The 22,829-nt window shown below is 69.1% G+C and carries 17 protein-coding genes; 9 read left to right on the top strand and 8 right to left on the bottom strand.

Annotated elements, in window-relative coordinates; all coding sequences use genetic code 11:
- Window positions 1-180: 180 nt before the first annotated feature.
- On the top strand, window positions 181-486 hold the full coding sequence (locus OP79_RS25940; RefSeq protein WP_033323356.1) for a ferredoxin: 306 nt from the start codon (window positions 181-183) through the stop codon (window positions 484-486).
- A 57-nt stretch (window positions 487-543) separates the two neighbouring features.
- On the opposite strand, the gene OP79_RS25935 is transcribed toward OP79_RS25940, so the two are convergent.
- The 3 genes from OP79_RS25935 to OP79_RS25925 all read right to left on the bottom strand — a co-directional run bounded on the left by OP79_RS25935 (window position 544) and on the right by OP79_RS25925 (window position 3,820).
- The gene (locus OP79_RS25935; RefSeq protein WP_033323354.1) at window positions 544-1,119 is read right to left on the bottom strand and encodes a hypothetical protein; all 576 of its coding nucleotides are present in this window, start codon (window positions 1,117-1,119) and stop codon (window positions 544-546) included.
- A 191-nt stretch (window positions 1,120-1,310) separates the two neighbouring features.
- The gene (locus tag OP79_RS25930; protein ID WP_033323353.1) at window positions 1,311-2,213 is read right to left on the bottom strand and encodes a tRNA (adenine-N1)-methyltransferase; all 903 of its coding nucleotides are present in this window, start codon (window positions 2,211-2,213) and stop codon (window positions 1,311-1,313) included.
- A 56-nt stretch (window positions 2,214-2,269) separates the two neighbouring features.
- Window positions 2,270-3,820, bottom strand: coding sequence for a site-2 protease family protein (locus tag OP79_RS25925; RefSeq protein WP_033323351.1), 1,551 nt, complete (start codon window positions 3,818-3,820; stop codon window positions 2,270-2,272).
- Window positions 3,821-4,003: 183 nt separating this feature from the next.
- Between OP79_RS25925 and OP79_RS25920 the strand changes: the two genes are divergently transcribed.
- Both OP79_RS25920 and OP79_RS25915 read left to right on the top strand, forming a co-directional pair.
- A complete protein-coding gene (locus OP79_RS25920) occupies window positions 4,004-5,080 on the top strand; it encodes a RecB family exonuclease (protein ID WP_078492008.1) in 1,077 nt (358 codons plus the stop codon).
- Window positions 5,081-5,094: 14 nt separating this feature from the next.
- Window positions 5,095-5,766 (top strand): response regulator, encoded by a 672-nt coding sequence (locus OP79_RS25915; RefSeq protein ID WP_016639462.1) that lies wholly within the window; start codon window positions 5,095-5,097, stop codon window positions 5,764-5,766.
- Window positions 5,767-5,859: 93 nt separating this feature from the next.
- On the opposite strand, the gene OP79_RS25910 is transcribed toward OP79_RS25915, so the two are convergent.
- The 4 genes from OP79_RS25910 to metH all read right to left on the bottom strand — a co-directional run bounded on the left by OP79_RS25910 (window position 5,860) and on the right by metH (window position 14,048).
- Entirely contained in the window at window positions 5,860-7,443 is a 1,584-nt protein-coding gene (locus OP79_RS25910; protein ID WP_033323348.1) for an ABC transporter substrate-binding protein, read from the bottom strand.
- Window positions 7,444-7,537: 94 nt separating this feature from the next.
- On the bottom strand, window positions 7,538-9,142 hold the full coding sequence (locus tag OP79_RS25905; RefSeq protein ID WP_033323346.1) for an ABC transporter substrate-binding protein: 1,605 nt from the start codon (window positions 9,140-9,142) through the stop codon (window positions 7,538-7,540).
- Window positions 9,143-9,616: 474 nt separating this feature from the next.
- On the bottom strand, window positions 9,617-10,312 hold the full coding sequence (locus OP79_RS25900) for an HAD family hydrolase (RefSeq protein ID WP_033323345.1): 696 nt from the start codon (window positions 10,310-10,312) through the stop codon (window positions 9,617-9,619).
- Window positions 10,313-10,529: 217 nt separating this feature from the next.
- Window positions 10,530-14,048 carry a methionine synthase gene (gene metH / locus OP79_RS25895; protein WP_033323343.1) on the bottom strand — a complete coding sequence of 1,173 codons (3,519 nt, stop codon included), beginning with the start codon at window positions 14,046-14,048 and terminating at the stop codon, window positions 10,530-10,532.
- A gap of 291 nt (window positions 14,049-14,339) precedes the next feature.
- On the opposite strand from metH, the gene OP79_RS25890 reads away from it, so the two are divergent.
- The 6 genes from OP79_RS25890 to OP79_RS25865 all read left to right on the top strand — a co-directional run bounded on the left by OP79_RS25890 (window position 14,340) and on the right by OP79_RS25865 (window position 21,501).
- Window positions 14,340-15,104 (top strand): IclR family transcriptional regulator, encoded by a 765-nt coding sequence (locus OP79_RS25890; RefSeq protein ID WP_033323341.1) that lies wholly within the window; start codon window positions 14,340-14,342, stop codon window positions 15,102-15,104.
- 295 nt (window positions 15,105-15,399) lie between these two features.
- Window positions 15,400-16,188, top strand: coding sequence for an MIP/aquaporin family protein (locus OP79_RS25885; protein WP_033323339.1), 789 nt, complete (start codon window positions 15,400-15,402; stop codon window positions 16,186-16,188).
- Between the two features lie 118 nt (window positions 16,189-16,306).
- Complete coding sequence (gene glpK / locus OP79_RS25880) at window positions 16,307-17,845, top strand: glycerol kinase GlpK (RefSeq protein ID WP_033323337.1); 1,539 nt, start codon at window positions 16,307-16,309, stop codon at window positions 17,843-17,845.
- 50 nt (window positions 17,846-17,895) lie between these two features.
- Window positions 17,896-19,512 (top strand): glycerol-3-phosphate dehydrogenase/oxidase, encoded by a 1,617-nt coding sequence (locus OP79_RS25875; RefSeq protein ID WP_033323335.1) that lies wholly within the window; start codon window positions 17,896-17,898, stop codon window positions 19,510-19,512.
- 161 nt (window positions 19,513-19,673) lie between these two features.
- Window positions 19,674-20,345, top strand: coding sequence for a FadR/GntR family transcriptional regulator (locus tag OP79_RS25870; protein WP_033323333.1), 672 nt, complete (start codon window positions 19,674-19,676; stop codon window positions 20,343-20,345).
- A gap of 157 nt (window positions 20,346-20,502) precedes the next feature.
- Window positions 20,503-21,501, top strand: coding sequence for a PAC2 family protein (locus OP79_RS25865; protein ID WP_033323331.1), 999 nt, complete (start codon window positions 20,503-20,505; stop codon window positions 21,499-21,501).
- 77 nt (window positions 21,502-21,578) lie between these two features.
- Here the strand turns inward: OP79_RS25865 and mshC are convergent, their stop codons facing one another.
- Window positions 21,579-22,808: a cysteine--1-D-myo-inosityl 2-amino-2-deoxy-alpha-D-glucopyranoside ligase gene (mshC, locus tag OP79_RS25860; RefSeq protein WP_033323329.1), complete on the bottom strand. Its 1,230-nt coding sequence runs from the start codon at window positions 22,806-22,808 to the stop codon at window positions 21,579-21,581.
- Between the last annotated feature and the right edge of the window lie 21 nt (window positions 22,809-22,829).

Below are 22,829 nucleotides of genomic sequence, written 5' to 3'. Positions count from 1 at the left end.
TCACAAAGACGGTAGGGGTGTGTCCGATCTTCACCCTTGCGCTCTCCCTCATGCCAGGGAAATACCCACTGAACATGGTTGGGAAGCGGGCGGAGGTAGGGTCGAAGTGTTCAACACCCGTCAGAGCTGGGCCGACTTGCGTTTTATTCCGGTTCGCTCGGCACAGGATCGGCAGGAGTCATGAGCGTTCAGCAAGAGGCCGGCGTCGGCGGCGAGGACCTGGAGGTGTGGATCGATCAGGACCTCTGCACCGGCGACGGCATCTGTGCCCAGTATGCACCCGAGGTTTTCGAGTTGGACATCGACGGACTGGCCTATGTGAAGGGGTCCGGCGAGGAGTTGTTGCAGGCTCCGGGAGCCTCAACGCCCGTGCCCCTGACGCTTTTGCGTGATGTTGCCGACTCCGCGAAGGAGTGCCCGGGTGAGTGCATCCATGTGCGTCGGGTTTCGGACAAGACCGAGGTGTACGGCCCGGACGCGGAGTAGTTCGACGGTTACGTCAAGTCACTTTGCGTTCCGGGCCGCTCCCGTATGTCTCTTTGGTCACATGCTCTGGGCGCCGGCAGGGACAGAGCGGACGAATGTGCCGTTTTTCCACTGCCACTTGGCGCGTTCGTCCACGTCCGGGCAGCAACGCGGGACGTCGGGCGAGGAGTAGCCGAGCAGGGTGGCGGTGACGGAGGCGTCACGTACGGCGAAGTCTGTGACGGTGAGGCGGTCTTTCGGGTCGACCAGGGTGGCCACGATGCGGGGTTCGGTGGTGCCGGCGGCCTGGGTGAGTACGTACACGCCGCTGGGCGGGGCGCCCGCGATCGCGTCGCAGCGGACCACGGCGACCGTCTCGGGGCGACCGTCGCCGTCGAGGTCTCCGGAGGCCTTCTTCTGCACGACGACCTTGGTGGGGCCGCACTCCACGGGGAAGTCGACGCCGCTGGGATCGGGTGGCGCGGTGGCGGCGGGGGCGGCCTGTGCGCCGCGGCCGGGCTGGGCGGCGGTGGCCTGGTCGGGCTGGAGGAAGGCGGAGGCTGCGACGACTCCGGCCAGGGCGGTGGCTGTGGCGACCCAGTGGATCGGGCGGGCGTGGGTGTGTGCCAGTTCCGGGACGGCGGATTGCTGCACGAGAGATGTGTCTCCTGTGAGGGCTGTGCCGGTGGGGGTGGCCAGCATGGTGCCATACGTCACAGTGAGGAGGAACGGCGGGGTGCGCTTTCCTGTCGCGGTGTCAACAGAAAAGTGCCGTGGTCGAGTTCCCGAGGGGTTTCGGGAACTCGACCACGGCACTTGCGCGTTGGGTGCGGCACGGGGCCGCCTCAGCGGCCGGTGCCTCCGTCGGCGTTCGGGCCGGTGTAGTCCTCGCCGTACGCGCCCTTGGCGGGGCGGCGGCGGCGCATGGGCGGCTCGACGCCGTCGGCGAGACGGCGGGCGGTGAGCAGGAAGCCGGTGTGCCCGATCATGCGGTGGTCGGGGCGGACGGCGAGGCCCTCGATGTGCCAGTTGCGGATCATCGACTCCCAGGCGGTCGGCTCGTTGAAGCAGCCGATCTCGCGGATGGACTCGACGGTCCGGGCGAGCTGGGTGGTGGTCGCGACGTAGCAGCACAGGATGCCGCCGGGGACGAGCGCCTTGGAGACGGCCTCCAGGCATTCCCAGGGGGCGAGCATGTCGAGGATGACGCGGTCGACGTCCGTGTCGCTCAGGTTGTCCTGGAGGTCGCCGACGGTGAGCTGCCAGGCGGGGTGTGGGTCGCCGAAGTAGCGCTCCACGTTTGCTTGGGCGATCTCGGCGAAGTCGGCGCGGCGCTCGTAGCTGTGCAGCATGCCGTGGTCGCCGATGGCGCGCAGCAGGAAGCTGCTGAGCGAGCCGGAGCCGACGCCGGCTTCCACGACGCGGGCGCCGGGGAAGATGTCGGCGAAGGACAGGATCTGCCCCGCGTCCTTGGGGTAGACCACGGCGGCGCCGCGGGGCATGGACAGGACGTAGTCGGGGAGCAGGGGGCGCAGCGCGAGGTAGGCGACGTTCCCCGTGGTGCGGACAACGCTGCCCTCGGGGGCGCCGATCAGCTCGTCGTGCGGGAAGGACCCTTTGTGGGTGTGGAAGTTCTTCCCGGCTTCGAGCGTGAACGTGTAGTGGCGTCCCTTGGGGTCAGTGAGCTGGACCTGGTCCCCGACCTTGAAGGGCCCGCGTCGGCGGGCGGCACCGGTCGGTTCGGACATGTGACCAGCCTACCGGCCTGGGCGGAGGCCGTAGACCACGCGCGCGTGCCCCGAGGTCAGCTGGGCCTGGCCATGGCTTTGACGAAAGCGCGCTCGACGTCGGCCGCGGACAGGACACCGTAGATCTCGCCGGACTCCTCCACCACCAGGTATTCGGTGGCGGGGGTGGCCCGCAGGACGTCGAGGAGTTCCTCGCCCGCGAGTTCGGCGGAGATCCGCATGCCGTCGGTGAGGTCCTGGGCGAGGCCGCTGACCGCGACCCAGGGGCGGCGGTGCTCCGGTACGCCGACGATGGCGGCCTCGCGGACCAGGGAGAGGGGCTCACCGTGGGCGTCGACCACGACCAGGGCGCGGGCACCGGCGTCGTTGGCGCGGCGCAGCGCTTCGGAGAGCGGGGTGTCGGTCTCCACGGGGACGGCGCGGCGGGTGAGGGAGCGGGCGCGCAGCTCCGGGAGGTGTTCCCTGAGGCGGGCCATGCGGAGGCTGTTTCCGGCGCCGGTCCAGATGATCGCGGCGAGGATCGCGGCGAGCAGGGCGTCCATGACGGTGTCCATGCCGCCGATGTCCTGGGCTTCGCCGCCGAGCGCGCCGGACTGGGTGAGCAGGGGCAGTCCGATCAGTACGGAGATCGCGAGGGCGCGGCCGACCCAGGCGGCGGCGATGGTGCCGGTCATCGGTTTGCCGGTGATCTTCCAGACGACGGCGCGGAGCATACGGCCGCCGTCGAGGGGCAGGCCGGGGAGCAGGTTGAACGCGGCGACGATCAGGTTGGAGATCATCAGGCCGGCCAGCAGTACGCCGGGGACGGTGCCCGGTTCGACGGTCAGCAGGGCGAGGTAGAAGAGGCCGGCGAGGACGAGGGAGAGCAGGGGGCCGACGAAGGCGAGGATGAACTCGCGGCCCGGGGTCTCGGACTCCTTCTCGATCTCGGAGACGCCGCCGAAGAACTGCAGCTGGATGCGGCGCACCGGCAGTTTGAAGCGCAGGGCGGCGACCGTGTGGGCCAGTTCGTGGACGAGTACGGAGGCGTAGAAGGCGACCGCGAAGAAGAGGGACACGAGGTAGCGGGCGCCACCGAGTTCGGGCAGTACACGCTCGAGCTGGCCGCCGAAGACCCAGGTGATGAGCGCCGCGACGAGGAACCAGCTGGGCGCGACGTACACGGGGACCCCGAAGGGACGGCCCATGAGCAGCCCGCCACCGGGCCCCTTGCCGCGCGGTGGCGGCTGGGGTCCGGAGCCGCCGCCTCCGGCAGGGGGCCGCGCGTCCGGGCCACCGTCACCGGGGCCGTCCGTGTCCTCGCCTCGGCGGGCTTTGGCCGGCTCCGTCGAACCGTCCGGGCCTCCGGCCAGGGAGTCCGTGGCCGAGGGCCCCGTGGTGTCCCCCGTCGTGCCGGAGCGGTGTGCGGGCGTGGGCTGTTTTTCCCAAGTCACCGTGTCCGTCGGGCCGTTGGGGGCGGTGGAGTCGGTGGGCTCTGGGCGGGTGTCGCCGCTCGCCGGCTCCGCGTCCGGGCCCGGGCGTGCGGTGGTGGCGTCCGGCACCGCGGGGTGCTCGGTCGCTTCGTCCGTCCCGGATCGCGGCTGCCCGCTCCCGCCGCTCTCGTCCACGATGTCCCCTCGTTCGACGCGTCTCCCGCTCACGATCATGCAGAACGAGAGGTTCTGCCGTCGATGGTATGCGGCTGTCGCGGTGCGTTTCGCCCGGCACCCCCACTGTTTCCCGGGCGGTCGCGCCCGTACGCAGGTCACTGTGTGTCGCGTTGTCAGTGGCGGGCCGTAAGGTCTGTCGGCATGGAAACCAGTACCGGCGACGGCGTCGCGCAACCGGACAGCGGCACGGGCTCCGGCACCGGGTCCAGGGCCGCCGTGGCTGTACCTCCGGCCTCGTTGTCGCCCTCGCGTGCCGGGGACTTCATGCAGTGTCCGCTGCTGTACCGCTTCCGGGTGATCGACAAGCTGCCCGAGAAGCCGAGCGAGGCGGCCACGCGCGGCACGCTGGTGCACTCGGTCCTGGAGCGGCTCTTCGATGCCCCGGCCACCGAGCGCACGGTGCCGCGCGCGAAGTCGCTGATCCCCGGTCAGTGGGACCGGCTGCGCGCGGCGAAGCCGGAGCTGGCCGAGTTGTTCGCCGACGCCGACGAGCAGGCGGCGGGCGAGCGGCTGGCGCGCTGGCTCGCCGAGGCCGAGCAGCTCGTGGAGCGCTGGTTCACGCTGGAGGACCCGACCCGCCTCGAGCCCGCCGAGCGCGAGCTGTTCGTGGAGGCCCAGCTCGAGTCGGGCCTGAAGTTGCGCGGGATCATCGACCGGGTCGATGTCGCGCCGACGGGCGAGGTGCGGATCGTCGACTACAAGACGGGCAAGGCGCCAAGACCGGAGTACGCCGAGGGCGCGCTGTTCCAGATGAAGTTCTATGCCCTGGTGGTCTGGCGCCTGAAGAAGGTTGTCCCGCGCCGCCTCCAGCTCGTCTATCTCGGCAGCGGTGATGTGCTGACGTACGACCCGGTGGTCGCCGACCTGGAGCGGGTCGAGCGCAAGCTGCACGCGCTGTGGGACGCGATCCGGCTGGCCACCGAGACGGGCGACTGGCGACCGCGGCCCACCAAGCTCTGCGGCTGGTGCGACCACCAGGCGGTATGCCCGGAATTCGGCGGCACTCCCCCGCCGTATCCGCTGCCGGTGAGGGTGGCCGAGCCGGGTTCGGCCGGGGGTCCGGGGGTTGTCCCCCGGGACATGCAGTCGCTGCCGGTGAGGGTGGCCGAGCCGGGTTCGGCCGGGGGTCCGGGGGTTGCCCCCCGGGACATGCAGTCGCTGCCGGTCAGGGCGGCCGATCCGGGCGGAGCCCAACAGGGCAGAATAGGGCCGGACTAGCGAAGGAGACTTACGTGGCCATCCGTGTCCTACTGGTCGACGACCAGCCGCTGCTGCGAACCGGCTTCCGGATGATCCTGGAGGCGGAGCAGGACATCGCGGTCGTCGGCGAGGCCGGAGACGGCCTCCAGGCACTCGACCAGGTACGTGCCCTGCAGCCCGATGTGGTTCTGATGGACATCCGTATGCCGCGGATGGACGGTGTCGAGGCGACCCGGCAGATCACCGGCCCCGGCCGGGACGGCCCCGCGAAGGTCCTGGTGCTGACCACTTTCGACCTCGACGAGTACGTGGTGGAGGCGCTGCGCGCGGGCGCCAGCGGTTTCCTGCTCAAGGACGCCCCGGCCAACGAGCTGGTGCAGGCGATCCGTGTGGTCGCCGCGGGCGAGGCGATGCTCGCGCCGAGCATCACGCGCCGGCTGCTCGACAAGTACGCGGGCCATCTGCCCTCGGGCGACGAGCCGGTGCCGGACACGCTGCACACGCTGACCGAGCGCGAGGTGGAGGTGCTGAAGCTGGTGGCCCGCGGCTTGTCGAACGCGGAGATCGCCGCGGACCTCTTCGTCAGCGAGACCACGGTCAAGACGCATGTGGGCCACGTCCTGACCAAGCTGGGCCTGCGTGACCGCGTACAGGCGGCGGTGTACGCGTACGAGAGCGGACTGGTGCGCCCCGGCGCGCAGTGACCGACGGCGCACCGTTGTACGGCTCTACGGCGATGGCCGCCCCCTTCCGAAGACAGGGGCGGCCATCGCCGTATACGCACAACCGTCAGACCGTCAGTCCTTGCTGATCTCCCAGAACCGGAACACGGTCGACGCGTCGAGGCAGTACTCCAGGCCGTACACGTTGTCGCGGACGACCGCGTACTGCTTGGCCTGCCAGATCGGGAGGACCGGGACCTCATCGGCGACGATGTCCTGGAGCTGCCCGTACTGCTGCTCGGTCGAGGCGCGGTCGCTCAGGGCGGCGGTCTCGGGGATGAGCCGCCCGGTGACCGTGGAGTTCGTGTAACCGTTGCCGAGCACGTTGCCCTCGCCGAAGAACGGGGCCGTGAAGTTGTCCGGGTCGGGGTAGTCCGGCACCCAGCCCTTCACGTACACGCCGTACTTGCCGGCCTCGATGTCCTTCTCGTACTGGTCGTAGGCGACCGATTTCACGCTCGCGTCGAACAGGCCGCTGGCGTTGAGCTGCTTGGCGATCGCCTCGAACTCCTGGTCCGTGGACGGGCCGTAGCGGGTCGGCGTGGACCAGAGGGTCAGTTTCACCTTGTCGGTGATGCCGTCGGCGCGCAGCACGTCCTCGGCCTTGGTGCGCGAGGGGCGGGCGCCGTAGGTGTCGAAGAAGGCCGTGTTGTGGCCGGTGATGCCTGCCGGGATGATCGAGTACAGCGGTGTCGCCGTGGAGTCGTAGACCTTCTCGACGAGGGCCTCGCGGTCGAGGAGGTGGGCGATCGCCTTGCGGACGCTCAGCTTGCCAGCGACCGGGTCCTGGGTGTTGAAGACCAGGTGCTGCACCTCGGCGCTGGAGCCCTCGATGACTTCGATGCCCCGGCTGGTGGACGTGTCGTTCTCGACGTCCGCGACGTCCTGGGCGGCGAGACCGCGGTAGGCGACGTCGACCTTGGTGTCGGTGAGGGCCTTGCGCAGGCGTGAGCGGTCGCCGTGGAAGAACTTGAGGGTCACGCCGGAGTTCTGCACGTCGGCGTTGCCTTCGTAATTCTCGTTGACCGAGAACACAGCCTCGTCCTCGCTGAAGGAGTCGAGTTGGTACGGGCCCGAGCCGATGGCCTTGCCGTCCTCGCGCAGCCCGTCCGCGTCGTACTCCCGGTGGTTCACGATCGAGCCGGCGCCGGAGGCGATCTTGCTGGGGAAGGTGGCGTCGGGGACCTTCAGCTGGAAGACGACCGTCTTCTCGTCCGGAGTCTCGACCTTGTCGAGCATGGGGAACATGATCGCGGGGCCGTCGGCGTCGTCGATCTTCATCATGCGGTCGAAGGAGAACTTGACGTCCTCGGAGGTGAGTTCGTCACCGTTGCTGAACTTCAGACCGTCGCGCAGGGTGCACTCGTAGACCCTGGTGTCCTCGTCCGTGAAGGAGCACGACTTCGCGGCTTCCGGCTCCGGTTCTGTGCCGCCCTTGGGGAAGCTCAGCAGGGACTGGAAGACGTTGTTGAACAACAGCCAGGAACCCGGGTCGTAGCCCGAGGCGGGATCGGTGGCCAGGACGTCGTCGGTCATCCCGATGACGACGGACGAGCCGGTGCCTCCGGATTCACCCCCCTGGGAGCCGCAGCCGGTCAGCAGAGTGCCGGCCAGCGCCGTCGCGGTGGACAGAACCGACCATTTGGTGCGCATGTTCACGTACGTGTGCCTTGTCGTTGGTCTGAGAAATCCGGCGGTGAATTCCGGTCAGCCGCTTTCGCCGTGCGGGGTCGGCTGCTGACGGTGTGTTGGGTCAGCTGCCGACGCCGCGGCCCAGTTCCCAAAGCTGGAGCGTGGCGGTGGAGTTGAGGGTCCGTTCGGCGCCGGTGATGTCGTCCCGTGCGGCGATGTACTGCTTGCCCTGCCACAGCGGCAGCATGGGGACGTCCTCGGCGACGATGTTCTGGATCTCCTCGATGCTCCGCGACGCGGTGAGCCGGTCGGCCTGCCGACGGGACTCCGGGATCAGGGCGCCTCGGATCTCGTTGTTCGTGTAGGGCGAGCCGATGGTGTTGTTCTTGTCGAGGAACGGCGCGAGGTAGTTGTCGGCGTCGGGGAAGTCCGGGAACCAACCCATGCCGTAGACCTCGTACTTGCCCTTCTGCTCGTTCGGGCGGAACGTCGCCCACTTCTCGCCCTTGACGTCGACCTCGAACAGTCCGCTGTCGTTCAGCTGCTTCTTCAGCAGCTCGAACTCCTCTTTGGTGGCGGGCCCGTAGTGGTCGTCCGTGTAGTGCAGGGTCAGCTTCACCGGCGTGGTGACGTTCGCCTCGGACAGCAGGGCCTTGGCCTTGGCGGTGTCGGGCTCGCCGTACTTGTTGAAGAACGAGTTGGCGTGGCCCGTGACGGTGGTCGGCACCATGGAGTACAGGGGGTCGGCGCCGGTGCCGTACACGTCGGAGACGAGTTGGCCGCGGTTGATGACCTGCGCCATCGCCTGACGGACGGCCTTGGACTTCACCGACGGGTCGTTGGTGTTGAAGCCGAGGTAGCGGATTTCCAGGCCGGGCTGCTCGATCAGGTCGATGTCCGTGGACTTGGCGTTCTGGAGCTTCCTGATCTGCGCGGGCGACATGGTGCGGGTCATCACGTTGATGGTGCCCTTGTTCAGCGCGGCACCCATGGCGTCGGCGCTGTCGAAGGAGCGCAGTTCGACCTTGTCGTTCTTCACCTTCGACTGCCCCTGGTAGTTGGGGTTCTTGGTGAAGACGGCGCTCACGAGTTCGTCGTTCTTGACCTCGGCCTCGAGGGTGTACGGGCCGGAGCCGTCCACCGAGAAGCCGTCGCGCAGCTTGTTCTTGTCGTAGTCGTCAGGGTTGACGATGCCCGCGACCGGCGTCGACAGCTTGAACGGGAACGTGGCGTCGGCGGTCTTGAGGTGGAAGATCACCTCGCGGTCGCCCTGGGTCTCGACGGTGTCGATGCCCGAGAGCAGTGCGAAGACCCCGCTGTCGGCCTGGATCCGCAGCGCGCGTTCGATCGAGAACTTCACATCGTCCGCGGTCACGGGGTCACCGTTCGCGAACTTGAGGCCCGAGCGCAGGGTGCACGCGTACCGCTCGTTGCCGGTGTCGGTGAAGCCGCAGCGCTGGGCGGCCTCGGGCTGGGGGTCGCCACCGCCGTCGGGCAGGGTCATCAGCGTCTGGACGGTCTGCCTCAGGACGTTCCAGGTGCCGACGTCGTACGCGTACGCCGGGTCCAGCGGGGCGGGTGCCTCCTTCGAGGCTGCGAACCGGTCGGTGGTGCCCACGACGATGGCGTCATCGCTGCTGCCTCCGCCGATGGACCCGCCGCAGCCGGCGAGGACCGGGGCGAGCAGGCCGATCACGGCCGGCAGCACCAAGGTCTTACGGTTCATGCTCGAAGTTCTCCAGAGCTTTCGATCCGTGAACCCGGCATGCCGGGGTGTCGCAAGCGGGTCACGGGTGTTACGACGAGGTTCTCGCCAATGAGATTAGTCCGCACCAGCAGGAGGGCTCGCCAATACCGGAGTTGACTTCCCATCACGCTGCGAAACCGGGCGTGGACGCACTGAAAACCCGACAGCGGAAGGTTTCGTGCACGGTTCCATCAAACGGGACACAAGGACACGTTCCGTACCGCCAGTAAGGGACTTACGGCATATCGCGGCCCCCATGTCGACCCTGTCCATGGGTGGTGAACATCACAGGCTCAACTGGGTTGGGCGGCCCCGTAATTCAACCTTCCGATGAAGATTGAATTACTCGGGTGGCCTGCACACGTACTGCTTTCCAGTTTTCTCTCGTATTCAACTTTTCACGCGCGGTGAGCGCCCGTCACATTCCCGTCCACAAGCAGTCCTGGCCGTCCCTCAGACCGTCAGCAGCCCGCGCAGGAAAGACAGGTCGACCTCTTCCAGCGAGGGCACGACGGTGCGCCGGACGGCCGGGGTGATCGGCGCGACGGAGGGCACGGCCACCACATGGCAGCCCGCGGCCTCGGCGGACGCGATACCCGTCGCGGTGTCCTCGATGACCACGCATCTGGCCGGGTCCGCGCCGAGGCCCCTGGCCGCGAGCAGATACGGGTCGGGGTGCGGCTTGGTGCGCTCGATCTCGTCCCCCGCGACGGTCAGCCCGAAGTTCGCCGGGCCGAGCGAGGTCAGTACGCGGTCGATGATGCGGCGGTGCGAGGCGGAGACCAACGCCGTGGGGATCTCGTGCGCGGACAGCTCGGCGAGCAGCCTCGCGGCGCCCGGCATCAGCGGCAGGGCGCGGCTGATCCGGTCCTCGAATCCGTCGTTCAGCAGCACCGTGAGCTCGGCGAGGGTGATGTCGGCTCCGGTGGCCTCGATGAGGAAACCCGCGCTGCGGGTCATGGGACCGCCGACCACGACATGCCGCCAGGAGTCGTCGAGCCGGTGGCCGAGGCGCGCGAACACCTCGACCTCGGTGTCCCACCAGAAGCCCTCGGTGTCCACCAGGGTTCCGTCCATGTCGAGGAGCACGGCCTGCAGGGCGGAGCCTTCGGCCGTACGAGTACCGAGTGCGGGGACCGTACTGGTCATCCGGGCACACCTCCGAGAGGGACGAGAAGGCCGGCTCCTGGTGAGGAACCGGCCTGCGCTGGACCGACCAGTGTACGACTCTCGCCGCGGAAGCGCCGCGTTTGACCGACGTGTGCGAGGGCACACTCCAGACCCGCCGTGGGGCCATCTCAGCGTGCCCTCGGGGCCTGTCGGGTGCCCTCGCAGTCGTCCGTCGGCGTGCCCTCGCGAGTCCGCCTCAGCGGGCGTTGAAGTACTTCGCCTCGGGGTGGTGGATGACGATCGCGTCCGTGGACTGCTCGGGGTGGAGCTGGAACTCCTCGGACAGCTGGACGCCGATCCGCTCAGGCTCCAGCAGTTCGGCGATCTTGGCGCGGTCCTCCAGGTCCGGGCAGGCGCCGTAGCCCAGCGAGAAGCGGGCGCCTCGGTACTTCAGCGCGAACATGTCCTCGACCTCGGCCGGGTCCTCACCGGCGAAGCCGAGTTCGGACCGCACGCGCGCGTGCCAGTACTCCGCCAGGGCCTCCGCCAACTGCACGGACAGACCGTGCAGTTCGAGGTAGTCGCGGTAGGCGTCGGAGGCGAACAGCTTCGCCGTCTCCTCGCCGATCCGGGAGCCGACGGTGACGACCTGGAGGCCGACCACGTCCGTCTCGCCGGACTCCTCAGGGCGGAAGAAGTCGGCCAGGCACAGCCGACGGCCACGGCGCTGGCGCGGGAAGGTGAAGCGGGTGCGCTCGTTGCCCGCCTCGTCCAGCAGGATCAGGTCGTCGTCCTTGGACACGCACGGGAAGTAGCCGTAGACGACGGCCGCTTCCAACAGGTTCCCGGTCTGCAGCTGGTCCAGCAGTCCCCGCAGCCGCGGCCGGCCCTCGGTCTCCACCAGCTCCTCGTACGTCGGCCCGTCGCCCGTACGCGCCTGCTTGAGGCCCCACTGACCCTTGAACAGCGCGCCCTCGTCCAGCCAGGAGGCGTACTCCTTGAGCTGGATGCCCTTGATGACGCGGGTTCCCCAGAACGGCGGCTCCGGGATGGGGTTGTCGATGGCCACGTCGGAGCGGACAGCGCCCTCCTCGGGGCGTTCCTCGACGACGGTGGGGGCGGTGGCCCTGACCCGGCGCTGCTTCAGCTCGGGCAGGGACGCTCCCGGCACACCCCGCTTGACACCGATCAACGCGTCCATCAGACGCAGGCCCTCGAACGCGTCGCGGGCGTAGCGGACTTCGCCCTCGTAGATCTCGTGCAGGTCCTGCTCGACGTACGCCCGGGTCAGGGCCGCCCCGCCGAGGATCACCGGGTAGTCGGCGGCCATCTTGCGCTGGTTGAGCTCCTGCAGGTTCTCCTTCATGATCACCGTGGACTTGACCAGGAGGCCGGACATGCCGATGACATCGGCCTTGTGCTCCTCGGCGGCCTCCAGGATCGCGGAGACGGGCTGCTTGATGCCCAGGTTGACGACGTTGTAGCCGTTGTTGGACAGGATGATGTCGACCAGGTTCTTGCCGATGTCGTGCACGTCGCCGCGCACGGTGGCGAGCACGATGGTGCCCTTGCCGGCCTCGTCGCCCTCGACCTTCTCCATGTGCGGTTCGAGGTAGGCGACCGCGGTCTTCATCACCTCAGCGGACTGGAGCACGAACGGCAGCTGCATCTGGCCGGAGCCGAACAACTCGCCGACCACCTTCATGCCGTCAAGCAGCGTCTCGTTGACGATGTCCAGGGCAGGGCGCTCCTGGAGTGCGTCGTCCAGGTCCTGTTCGAGACCGTTCTTCTCGCCGTCGATGATGCGGCGCTTGAGGCGCTCGTCCAGCGGCAGGGCGGCCAGTTCCTCGGCACGGCCCGCCTTCAGGGACTTGGTAGTGGCGCCCTCGAACAGGGCCATGAGCTTCTGGAGCGGGTCGTATCCCTCGGCGCGGCGGTCGTAGATCAGGTCGAGGGCCGTCTGGACCTCTTCCTCGGTGAAGCGGGCGATCGGGAGGATCTTCGACGCGTGGACGATCGCCGAGTCCAGGCCCGCCTTGACGCACTCGTCCAGGAAGACCGAGTTGAGCAGGACACGGGCGGCCGGGTTCAGGCCGAAGGAGATGTTCGACAGGCCCAGCGTGGTCTGCACATCCGGGTGGCGGCGCTTGAGTTCGCGGATCGCCTCGATGGTGGCGATGCCGTCACCCCGAGACTCCTCCTGACCGGTGCAGATGGTGAAGGTCAGGGTGTCGATGAGGATGTCCGACTCGTGGATGCCCCAGTTGCCGGTCAGGTCGGCGATCAGCCGCTCGGCGATCGCGACCTTGTGCTCCGGGGTACGGGCCTGCCCCTCCTCGTCGATGGTCAGCGCGATCAGCGCGGCACCGTGTTCCTGGGCGAGCTTGGTGACCTTCGCGAACCGGGACTCGGGGCCGTCGCCGTCCTCGTAGTTGACCGAGTTGATGACCGCGCGGCCGCCGAGCTTCTCCAACCCGGCCTTGATGACGTCGACTTCGGTGGAGTCCAGGACGATCGGCAGCGTGGAGGCGGTGGCGAAGCGGCCGGCCAGCTCCTCCATGTCGGCGACGCCGTCGCGGCCGACGTAGTCCACGCACAGGTCGAGCATGTGGGCGCCCTCGCGGATCTGCTCGCGGGCCATCTCCACGCAGTCGTCCCAGCGGCCCTCCAGCATGGCCTCGCGGAACTTCTTCGAGCCGTTGGCGTTGGTGCGCTCACCGATCGCCATGTACGCGGTGTCCTGACGGAACGGCACGGTCTGGTAGAGGGAGGCGGCGCCGGGCTCGGGCTGTGGGTGGCGCTCGGCCGGGGCCAGATCGCGTACCCGCTCGACGACCTGGCGCAGGTGCTCGGGCGTCGAGCCGCAGCAGCCGCCGATCAGGGAGAGGCCGTAATCGCGTACGAAGTTCTCCTGGGCGTCGGCCATCTCGGGCGGTGTCAGCGGGAAGTACGCGCCGTCCTTCGTGAGGATGGGCAGCCCGGCGTTCGGCATGCACATCAGCGGCGTACGCGAGTGGCGGGCCAGATAGCGCAGGTGCTCGCTCATCTCGGCCGGGCCGGTCGAGCAGTTCAGGCCGATCAGGTCGATGCCGAGCGGCTCCAGGGCGGTCAGTGCCGCACCGATCTCCGAACCGAGCAGCATGACGCCCGTGGTCTCGAAGGCGAGCGAGCAGATCAGCGGCACGTTCACGCCCACGGCATCCATCGCCCGGCGCGCACCGATCAGGCTCGACTTGGTCTGCAGCAGGTCCTGCGTGGTCTCCACGATCAGGGCGTCCGCGCCACCGGCGAGCAGGCCCTCGGCGTTCTGCTGGTAGCCGTCACGCAGTACGTCGTACGCGATGTGGCCGAGCGACGGCAGCTTGGTGCCCGGGCCGATCGAGCCGAGGACCCAGCGCTGGCGACCGTCCTTGGCGCCGAACTCGTCGGCGACCTCGCGGGCGATCCGGGCGCCCGCCTCGGACAGCTCGAAGATCCGGTCGGCGATCTCGTACTCGCCGGCAGCCGAGTGGTTCGAGCCGAAGGTGTTCGTCTCGACGCAGTCGACGCCGACGGAGAAGTACTCCTCGTGGACGGAGCGAACGATGTCCGGGCGCGTGACGTTCAGGATCTCGTTACAGCCCTCGAGGTTCTCGAAGTCCTCGAGCGTCGGGTCCTGGGCCTGCAACATCGTGCCCATGGCGCCGTCGGCCACCACCACACGGGTGGCGAGCGCCTCGCGAAGGGCGGTGATGCGGGTCCGGCTGTCGGCGGAAGGGGTTGGCGACGAGGCCATGAAAGGGCTCCCTGTGGTGCGACGGCTGTCGGCTATGCGGCTTCCGGCGGAAGGCGCACCAAGCCAGGGTAGCCGGGAGCGGTTCGAACGGTCAGGGGAGTCCGCAGGACGGACGGGCGTGACGGACGGGGCGCCGGTGAGAATCCGGCCGGAACCTGTCCGGAACCTGTGACGACAACTGACGGCCACCCATTAGCGGAGGTCGGCAACGACCGATAGTGTTCAGCATTGTCGAACGGCGGCACCGGAGCCCGCATGTCGACGGTCGAAGGGGACGGAGGCAGGACTGCGATGGCACGGAACATCCAGTCGCTCGAACGGGCGGCCGCGATGCTGCGGCTCCTCGCGGGCGGTGAGCGACGGCTCGGCCTGTCGGACATCGCCTCCTCGCTCGGTCTCGCCAAGGGCACGGCCCACGGGATACTGCGCACGCTCCAGCAGGAGGGCTTCGTCGAGCAGGACACGGCCTCCGGGCGCTACCAACTGGGCGCGGAGCTGCTGCGGCTCGGCACCACGTATCTGGACGTCCACGAGCTGCGCGCGCGTGCCCTCGTCTGGACCGACGATCTGGCCCGCTCCAGCGGCGAGAGCGTCTACCTCGGGGTCCTGCACCAGCACGGAGTGCTGATCGTGCACCACGTCTTCAGGCCCGACGACAGCCGTCAGGTCCTGGAGGTCGGTGCCATGCAGCCGCTGCACTCCACGGCGCTGGGCAAGGTGCTTACGGCGTACGACCCGGTGGCGCACAGCGAGGTCGTGGAGGGTGAGCGCAAGGCGTTCACCGCACGCACGACAACCGAACTGGACGCGTTCGAGGGGGTCCTGGACATCACCCGCGCGCGTGGGTACGGGGCCGACGTGGAGGAGACCTGGGAGGGCGTCGCGTCCGTCGCCGCGCCCATCCACGACCGGCGGCGGATGCCGGTCGGCGCGGTGGGCGTCACCGGGGCCGTGGAGCGGATCTGTGCGAACGGGGAGCTGCGCCCCGAGCTGATCGCGGCGGTGCGCGACTGCGCCCGCGCCGTGTCGCGGGACCTGGGCGCCGCCCGGTTCTGAGCGTCCACAGGAGACCAGCAGGAGTCAGGGCCGGGGCATCGACGATGCCCCGGCCCTCTTTCATTCAGTAACGATCACGAGGTCGGCGAGAGATTCGGCAACAGAGCTCTTGACGTGCCGCTGAGCCTGGGACAAGACTCGCGTCCAACGGTCGGCATTGTCGAACACCTACCGGCAATACGCGCTAGAGTGTGACGACGCCAAGGGCCGGCACCGCTCTCATCCTTGAGAGCACGGACCACCGGAGGGACCCGGGGTTCGGCATTCCCCTGGACGAAGGACAAAGGAGTCGCGGGTGTCCAGCTCCGACATCTTCATCGGCGAGACCATCGGTACCGCCATACTCATCCTCCTCGGCGGCGGGGTCTGCGCCGCCGTCACGCTGAAGGCCTCCAAGGCGCGTAACGCCGGATGGCTCGCCATCGCCTTCGGGTGGGGCTTCGCGGTACTCACCGCCGTCTACACTTCGGCACCCCTCTCCGGTGCCCACCTGAACCCCGCCGTCACGCTCGCCATCGCCATCAAGGACGGCGAGTGGGGCGACGTCCCCACCTACTGGGCGGGACAGCTCCTCGGCGCCATGATCGGCGCGGCGCTGGTCTGGGTCGCGTACTACGGACAGTTCCACGCCCACCTCACCGACCGCGAGATCGTCGGCGGGCCCGGCGCGCAGGACACCAAGTCCGTCGAGGCGCGGGAGGCGGCGGCCGGCCCGGTACTCGGCATCTTCTCCACCGGTCCCGAGATCCGGATCGCCGCGCAGAACCTCGCCACGGAGATCATCGGCACGATCGTGCTGGTGCTCGCGATCCTCACCCAGGGCCTGAACGGCGAGGGCAAGGGCCTCGGCACCCTCGGCGCGCTGATCACCGCGCTCGTGGTCGTCAGCATCGGCCTCTCGCTGGGCGGTCCGACCGGGTACGCCATCAACCCGGCCCGTGACCTCGGCCCGCGTATCGTCCACGCCCTGCTGCCCCTGCCCAACAAGGGCGGTTCCGACTGGGGCTACGCCTGGATCCCGGTCGTCGGTCCGCTGATCGGCGGAGCGATCGCCGCAGGTATCTACAACGTCGCTTTTGCTTAGAGCGGCACGGCCCCTCAGCGCCGTACGTTCACTTGTAGCCGCAAGCGAACCGTAGACCAGCGCAGTGAGCCAGCTTCTCAGACCGCCCCTTTGACCACGGAATTTCAGGGAGCACACCGTGACCGACGCCCACACCGCAGGCCCCTTCATCGCCGCCATCGACCAGGGCACCACCTCCAGCCGCTGCATCGTCTTCGACCGCGACGGCCGGATCGTCTCCGTCGACCAGAAGGAGCACGAGCAGATCTTCCCCAAGCCGGGCTGGGTCGAGCACAACGCCGCCGAGATCTGGACCAACGTCCAGGAGGTCGTGGCCAGTGCCATCGAGAAGGCCGGTATCACCCGTGACGACATCAAGGCCATCGGCATCACCAACCAGCGCGAGACCACGCTGCTCTGGGACAAGAACACCGGTGAGCCCGTCCACAACGCCATCGTCTGGCAGGACACCCGTACCGACGCCCTCTGCAGGGAACTCGGCCGCAACGTCGGCCAGGACCGCTTCCGTCGCGAGACGGGCCTGCCGCTCGCCTCGTACTTCGCCGGTCCGAAGGCACGCTGGCTGCTCGACAACGTCGAGGGCCTGCGCGAGCGCGCCGAGGCCGGCGACATCCTCTTCGGCACCATGGACTCCTGGGTCATCTGGAACCTGACCGGCGGTGTCGACGGCGGCCACCACGTCACCGACGTCACCAACGCCTCCCGCACCCTCCTCATGAACCTGCACACGCTGGAGTGGGACGAGAAGATCGCCGAGTCCATCGGTGTCCCGCTGGCGATGCTGCCCGAGATCCGTTCCTCCGCCGAGGTGTACGGCGAGATCACCGGCGGCAAGCTGGGCGACCTTCTCGGCGGCATCCCGGTCGCCTCCGCGCTCGGCGACCAGCAGGCGGCCCTGTTCGGCCAGACCTGCTTCTCCGAGGGCGAGGCCAAGTCGACGTACGGCACCGGCACCTTCATGCTGATGAACACCGGTGACAAGATCATCAACTCGTACTCAGGTCTGCTGACCACGGTCGGCTACCGGATCGGCGACCAGGCGCCGGTCTACGCGCTTGAGGGCTCCATCGCCGTCACCGGCGCGCTGGTGCAGTGGATGCGCGACCAGATGGGCCTGATCAGCACCGCAGCCGAGATCGAGACCCTGGCCTCGTCGGTGGAGGACAACGGCGGCGCCTACTTCGTCCCGGCGTTCTCCGGCCTGTTCGCCCCGTACTGGCGCCCGGACGCCCGCGGTGTGATCGCCGGCCTGACCCGGTACGTCACCAAGGCGCACATCGCGCGCGCCGTTCTCGAGGCCACCGCCTGGCAGACCCGTGAGATCAGCGACGCCATGACCAAGGACTCCGGCGTCGAACTGGCCGCCCTCAAGGTCGACGGCGGCATGACCTCCAACAACCTGCTGATGCAGACCCTCTCGGACTTCCTGGACGCCCCCGTGGTGCGCCCGATGGTCGCCGAGACCACCTGCCTCGGCGCCGCCTACGCCGCCGGTCTCGCCGTCGGCTTCTGGAACAGCACCGACGACCTGCGCGCCAACTGGCGCCGGGCCGCCGAGTGGACCCCCAACATGGCCGCGGAGACCCGCGACCGCGAGTACAAGAGCTGGCTCAAGGCCGTGGAGCGGACCATGGGCTGGCTCGAGGACGAGAGCTGACGAGAGCTGACCAGCGCTCCGAGAAGCTCTGACAAGGAGTAAGAATCCGCATGACCAGTCAGTCCACCCTGCAGTCCGTACCTGCCCTCGGTACGCGCCCGGCCTCCGGCTTTCACCCGAGCCGCGCCGAGACCCGGGAGCGGCTCTCCAAGGCGACGTACGACCTCCTCGTCATCGGCGGCGGCATCCTGGGCATCTCCACCGCCTGGCATGCCGCGCAGTCCGGGCTGCGGGTGGCGCTGGTCGACGCCGGCGACTTCGCCGGTGCCACCTCCTCCGCCTCCTCCAAACTGCTCCACGGCGGTCTGCGCTATCTGCAGACCGGCGCGGTGAAGCTGGTCGCGGAGAACCACTTCGAGCGCCGTGCGGTCTCCCGCCAGGTGGCCCCCCACCTGGCGAATCCGCTCACGTTCTACCTCCCCGTGTACAAGGGCGGGCCGCACGGCGCGGCGAAGCTCGGGGCGGGCGTCTTCGCCTACTCCGCACTGTCGGCGTTCGGTGATGGTGTCGGGCATCTGCTCTCGCCGTCGAAGGCCGCGCAGGACGTGCCCGAGCTGCGTACGGACAACCTCAAGGCCGTGGCCGTGTACGGCGACGACCAGATGAACGACTCCCGGATGGCGCTGATGACGGTCCGCGCGGCCGTCGAGTCGGGTGCCGTCGTACTGAACCACGCCGAGGTCACAGGGCTGCGCTTCACCAAGGGCCGGGTGACCGGCGCCGAGCTGCGCGACCGCCTCGACGGCAGCGAGTTCGGGGTGTCGGCGCGGCTTGTACTCAACGCGACAGGGCCGTGGGTGGACCATCTGCGCCGGATGGAGAACGCGAACGCGGCGCCTTCCATACGTCTGTCGAAGGGCGCGCACCTCGTGCTCAAGCGGACGTCGCCGTGGAAGGCGGCGCTGGCCACCCCGATCGACAAGTACCGCATCACCTTCGCCCTTCCCTGGGAGGACATGCTGCTGCTCGGCACGACCGACGAGGCGTACGAGGGCGACCCCGCGGACGTCGCGGTCAACGAGAAGGACATCGCGCAGATCCTGGACGAGGCCGCCTTCTCGATCCGCGACCAGCAGCTGTCCCGTGACCTGATCACGTACTCCTTCGCGGGTCTGCGCGTCCTGCCCGGTGGTCCTGGCGACACCTCGAAGGCCAGGCGGGAGACGGTCGTCACCGAGGGCGCGGGCGGCATGCTGTCCGTCGCGGGCGGCAAGTGGACGACCTTCCGCCACATCGGCCGTACGGTCATGAAGAAGCTGGAGTCGCTGCCGGGCCGTCCGCTCGGCGAGGACTTCGAGCCGGTCTCCGAGCTGCCGAAGAAGTTGCCGCTGCCGGGCGTCGCCAACCCGCGCGCGGTCGCGCACCGCCTGCTCGTCGACCACCCGGCACCGGGTCCGCGCATGGCGCCGGACACCGCCAGGCACCTGGCCACGCACTACGGCTCGCTGGCCTTCGACATCGCCCGCCTCGCGAACGACGACCCGGAGCTCGCCGAGCGGGTCCACCCGGACGCCCCGGAGATCTGGGCACAGGTCGTCTACGCCCGGGACAACGAGTGGGCCGAGACGGCGGACGACGTGCTGCGCCGCCGTACGACACTGACGATCCGCGGGCTCGCGACGGACGAGGTCCGCGGCCACGTGCAGGATCTTCTCGACAAGAAGTAGGGGCGCGCACTCCGGCCCGAGGGGCGGCTTCCACCCGGTGGAGCCGCCCCTCCCCCATGTCGTGTTTGCTCGTCCCGCACGGGCCTCACCAGGGCCATCGAGGCCCCATAATGAGACATCGGATGTCTGAGCGACATGTCTGATCGACAGGGAGGCCCGCCATGGCAGTCACCGATGAGGCGATCGAAAAGATCAAGGGAATGATCGTCTCCGGCGCGCTGCGCCCCGGCGACCGACTCCCCAAGGAGAGCGAACTCGCCGCCGATCTGGGCCTGTCCCGCAACTCCTTGCGGGAGGCCGTACGGGCGCTGTCCCTGATCCGCATCCTGGACGTACGGCAGGGCGACGGCACGTACGTCACCAGCCTGGACCCGCAACTTCTGCTGGAGGCGCTGAGCTTCGTCGTCGACTTCCACCGCGACGACACGGTCCTGGAGTTCCTGGCCGTACGCCGCATCCTGGAGCCGGCCGCGACCTCGATGGCCGCCCTGCGCATCAGCAAGCAGCAACTCGACGCGCTCACGGCCCAGCTGGACGCGCTGGGCGCCGAGCCCTCGGTGGAGGAACTCGTGGCCTGCGACCTGGAGTTCCACCGCGGCATCGTGCAGAGCTCAGGCAACTCCGTGCTCTGCTCGCTCCTCGACGGTCTCTCCGGGCCCACCACGCGGGCCCGGATCTGGCGCGGGCTGACCCAGGAGGACGCGGTCAGCCGCACCCTGCACGAGCACCGCGCGATCCTCGCGGCCCTGCGCGACCGCGACGCGGAGGCGGCCCGCTCCTGGGCGACGGTGCACATCGCGAGCGTGGAGCAGTGGCTGCGCAGCACCCTGTGAGGGACGGGCGATCACAGCTCGGATGACTTGGGGGTGTTCCGGGGTGGCGAACGGGGCAGTGATGCGTTCACTCCCCCGTGCAAGGGGGCTGCGGGCGCCCTGTACGCACGCCGTAAGGTTGGGGCGTACGTGAGGGCACGTCGGAAGGAGGCGCTGGGTGATCGAGCTCGAGGGGGTTCCCGAGCTGGTCGACCCGGTCATGGTGGCCGCGTTCGAGGGCTGGAACGACGCCGGCGACGCCGCCTCCACCGCGGTCGCGCATCTCGACAGGGAGTGGAAGGGCGAGGTCTTCGCGGCGCTCGACGCCGAGGACTACTACGACTTCCAGGTCAACCGGCCCACCGTGTGGCTGGACGGCGGCGTACGCAAGGTCACCTGGCCGACGACCCGGCTCTCCGTGGTCCGGGTCGGCGGCGAGAAGCCGCGTGACCTGGTCCTGGTCCGCGGTATCGAACCGTCCATGCGCTGGCGCTCGTTCTGCAACGAGATCCTGGGCTTCGCCCATGAGCTGGGCGTGGAGCTGGTGGTGATCATGGGCGCCCTGCTCGGCGACACCCCGCACACGCGTCCGGTCCCGGTCAGCGGCGTCACGTCCGACGCGGACCTGGCCCGCACCATGGACCTTGAGGAGACCAAGTACGAGGGGCCGACAGGCATCGTCGGCATCCTCCAGGAGGCGTGCACACACGCGGGCGTACCGGCGGTCTCCTTGTGGGCGGCCGTCCCGCACTACGTCTCGCAGCCGCCGAACCCGAAAGCGACGCTGGCCCTCCTCAACCGCCTGGAGGACCTCATCGACATGCGTATCCCGCTGGGCGAGCTGCCCGAGGACGCGCGGGCCTGGCAGTTGGGCGTGGACCAGCTGGCCGCGGAGGACAGCGAGGTCGCCGAGTACGTTCAGTCGCTGGAGGAGGCCAGGGACACCGCCGAGCTTCCCGAGGCCTCGGGCGACGCGATCGCCCGCGAGTTCGAGCGCTATCTGCGGCGGCGGGACGGCAACGGCCCGGCGGCGGGCCAGGCCGGCGGGCATGCCACGGAGAGTGGCGATCCCGCCCCGTTCCTGAGGGACAACCCGGGCGGCCGTCCCCGGCCGCCGAAGCCGCAGCGCCCGGGGGCCGATGACGAGGGCTCGGCTGACGACTCGTCGGAGGACTGAACCGAAAGAGCGGAACCACAAGGGCGGTGCGCACGCGGCGCACCGCCCTCGGTAGCTTCCGAACCTGTTCGCCGGCCTTACAGGGCCACCCCGAGCAGCGCGTCCACCGCACGCGATACGACGCCGGGGGCCCCCTCGTCGCTGCCACCCTGCTCCTGCTGGAGCGCGGCCCAGCGATCGACGGCGGTGAGCGCGGCGGGCGCGTCCAGGTCGTTCGCGAGGGCCTCGCGGATCTCCTCGACGAGCGCGTCGGCGGCCGGTCCGTCGGGCCGCGACACGGCGGCCCGCCAGCGCTCCAGCCGCGCGAGGGCGTCCTGGAGTACCTGGTCGGTCCACTCCCAGTCGGCCCGGTAGTGGTGCGAGAGCAGGGCGAGCCGGATGGCCGCCGGGTCGACTCCGTCGCGCCGCAGCTTCGACACGAAGACCAGATTGCCCTTGGACTTCGACATCTTCTCGCCGTCGAGCGCCACCATGCCCGCATGCACATACGCCTGCGCGAACGGGAACTCCCCGCTCAGCGCCTGCGCATGGGAGGCCCCCATCTCGTGGTGCGGGAAGGCGAGATCGGAGCCGCCTCCCTGGACATCGAAACCCATGCCCAGGTGGTCGAGGGCGATCGCGACACACTCGATGTGCCAGCCGGGCCGCCCCTGCCCGAGCGAACCGCCGTCCCAGCTGGGCTCGCCCTCCCGGGCGGCCATCCACAGCATCGGGTCGAGCGGGTTCTTCTTGCCCGGACGCTCCGGGTCACCGCCGCGCTCGGCGGACAGCAGCCGCATCGCGGCGGCGTCCAGCCCGGACACCTTCCCGAAGTGCGGGTCCGCCTCCACGGAGAAGTAGACGTCGCCCTCGAGTTCGTACGCGGCCCCGGCGTCGCGCAGCCGCTCGACGAGCGGGACGATCCCGGGTATCGCCTCGACGGCGCCGATGTACTGCTTCGGGGGCAGCATCCGCAGGGCGGTCATGTCCTCGCGGAAGAGGGCGGTCTCCTTCTCGGCGAGTGCCACCCAGTCGATGTCGTCCCGGGCGGCGCGCTCGAGAAGCGGATCGTCGATGTCCGTCACGTTCTGGACGTAGTGAACCTGCCGCTTGGTGTCGAGCCACACGCGCTGGACGAGGTCGAACGCGTTGTAGGTCGCCGCGTGACCGAGGTGGGTCGCGTCGTACGGAGTGATGCCGCAGACATAGATACGGGCGACGGGGCCGGGATCGAGGGTGATCAGACCCCCGGTCGCGGTGTCGTGGATCCGGAGGTCGCGGCCCTGTCCAGGCAGGGCGGGGACCTCAGAAGCGGGCCAGGCATACATGTCTTGAGCCTAACCGGACGC

The sequence above is a fragment of the Streptomyces yerevanensis genome (assembly GCF_000716805.1).
Taxonomy (GTDB): domain Bacteria; phylum Actinomycetota; class Actinomycetes; order Streptomycetales; family Streptomycetaceae; genus Streptomyces; species Streptomyces flaveus.
Note: the sequence above shows the minus strand (reverse complement) of the source record. Positions and strands in the feature narration are given on the sequence as shown.

Coding starts and splice junctions, on each gene's coding strand:
- OP79_RS25905 (WP_033323346.1), bottom strand. CDS start 9,142: ATGAACCGTAAGACCTTGGTGCTGCCGGCCGTGATCGGCCTGCTCGCC.
- OP79_RS25940 (WP_033323356.1), top strand. CDS start 181: ATGAGCGTTCAGCAAGAGGCCGGCGTCGGCGGCGAGGACCTGGAGGTG.
- OP79_RS25890 (WP_033323341.1), top strand. CDS start 14,340: ATGGCACGGAACATCCAGTCGCTCGAACGGGCGGCCGCGATGCTGCGG.
- OP79_RS25875 (WP_033323335.1), top strand. CDS start 17,896: ATGACCAGTCAGTCCACCCTGCAGTCCGTACCTGCCCTCGGTACGCGC.
- mshC (WP_033323329.1), bottom strand. CDS start 22,808: ATGTATGCCTGGCCCGCTTCTGAGGTCCCCGCCCTGCCTGGACAGGGC.
- metH (WP_033323343.1), bottom strand. CDS start 14,048: ATGGCCTCGTCGCCAACCCCTTCCGCCGACAGCCGGACCCGCATCACC.
- OP79_RS25900 (WP_033323345.1), bottom strand. CDS start 10,312: ATGACCAGTACGGTCCCCGCACTCGGTACTCGTACGGCCGAAGGCTCC.
- OP79_RS25930 (WP_033323353.1), bottom strand. CDS start 2,213: ATGTCCGAACCGACCGGTGCCGCCCGCCGACGCGGGCCCTTCAAGGTC.
- OP79_RS25870 (WP_033323333.1), top strand. CDS start 19,674: ATGGCAGTCACCGATGAGGCGATCGAAAAGATCAAGGGAATGATCGTC.
- OP79_RS25920 (WP_078492008.1), top strand. CDS start 4,004: ATGGAAACCAGTACCGGCGACGGCGTCGCGCAACCGGACAGCGGCACG.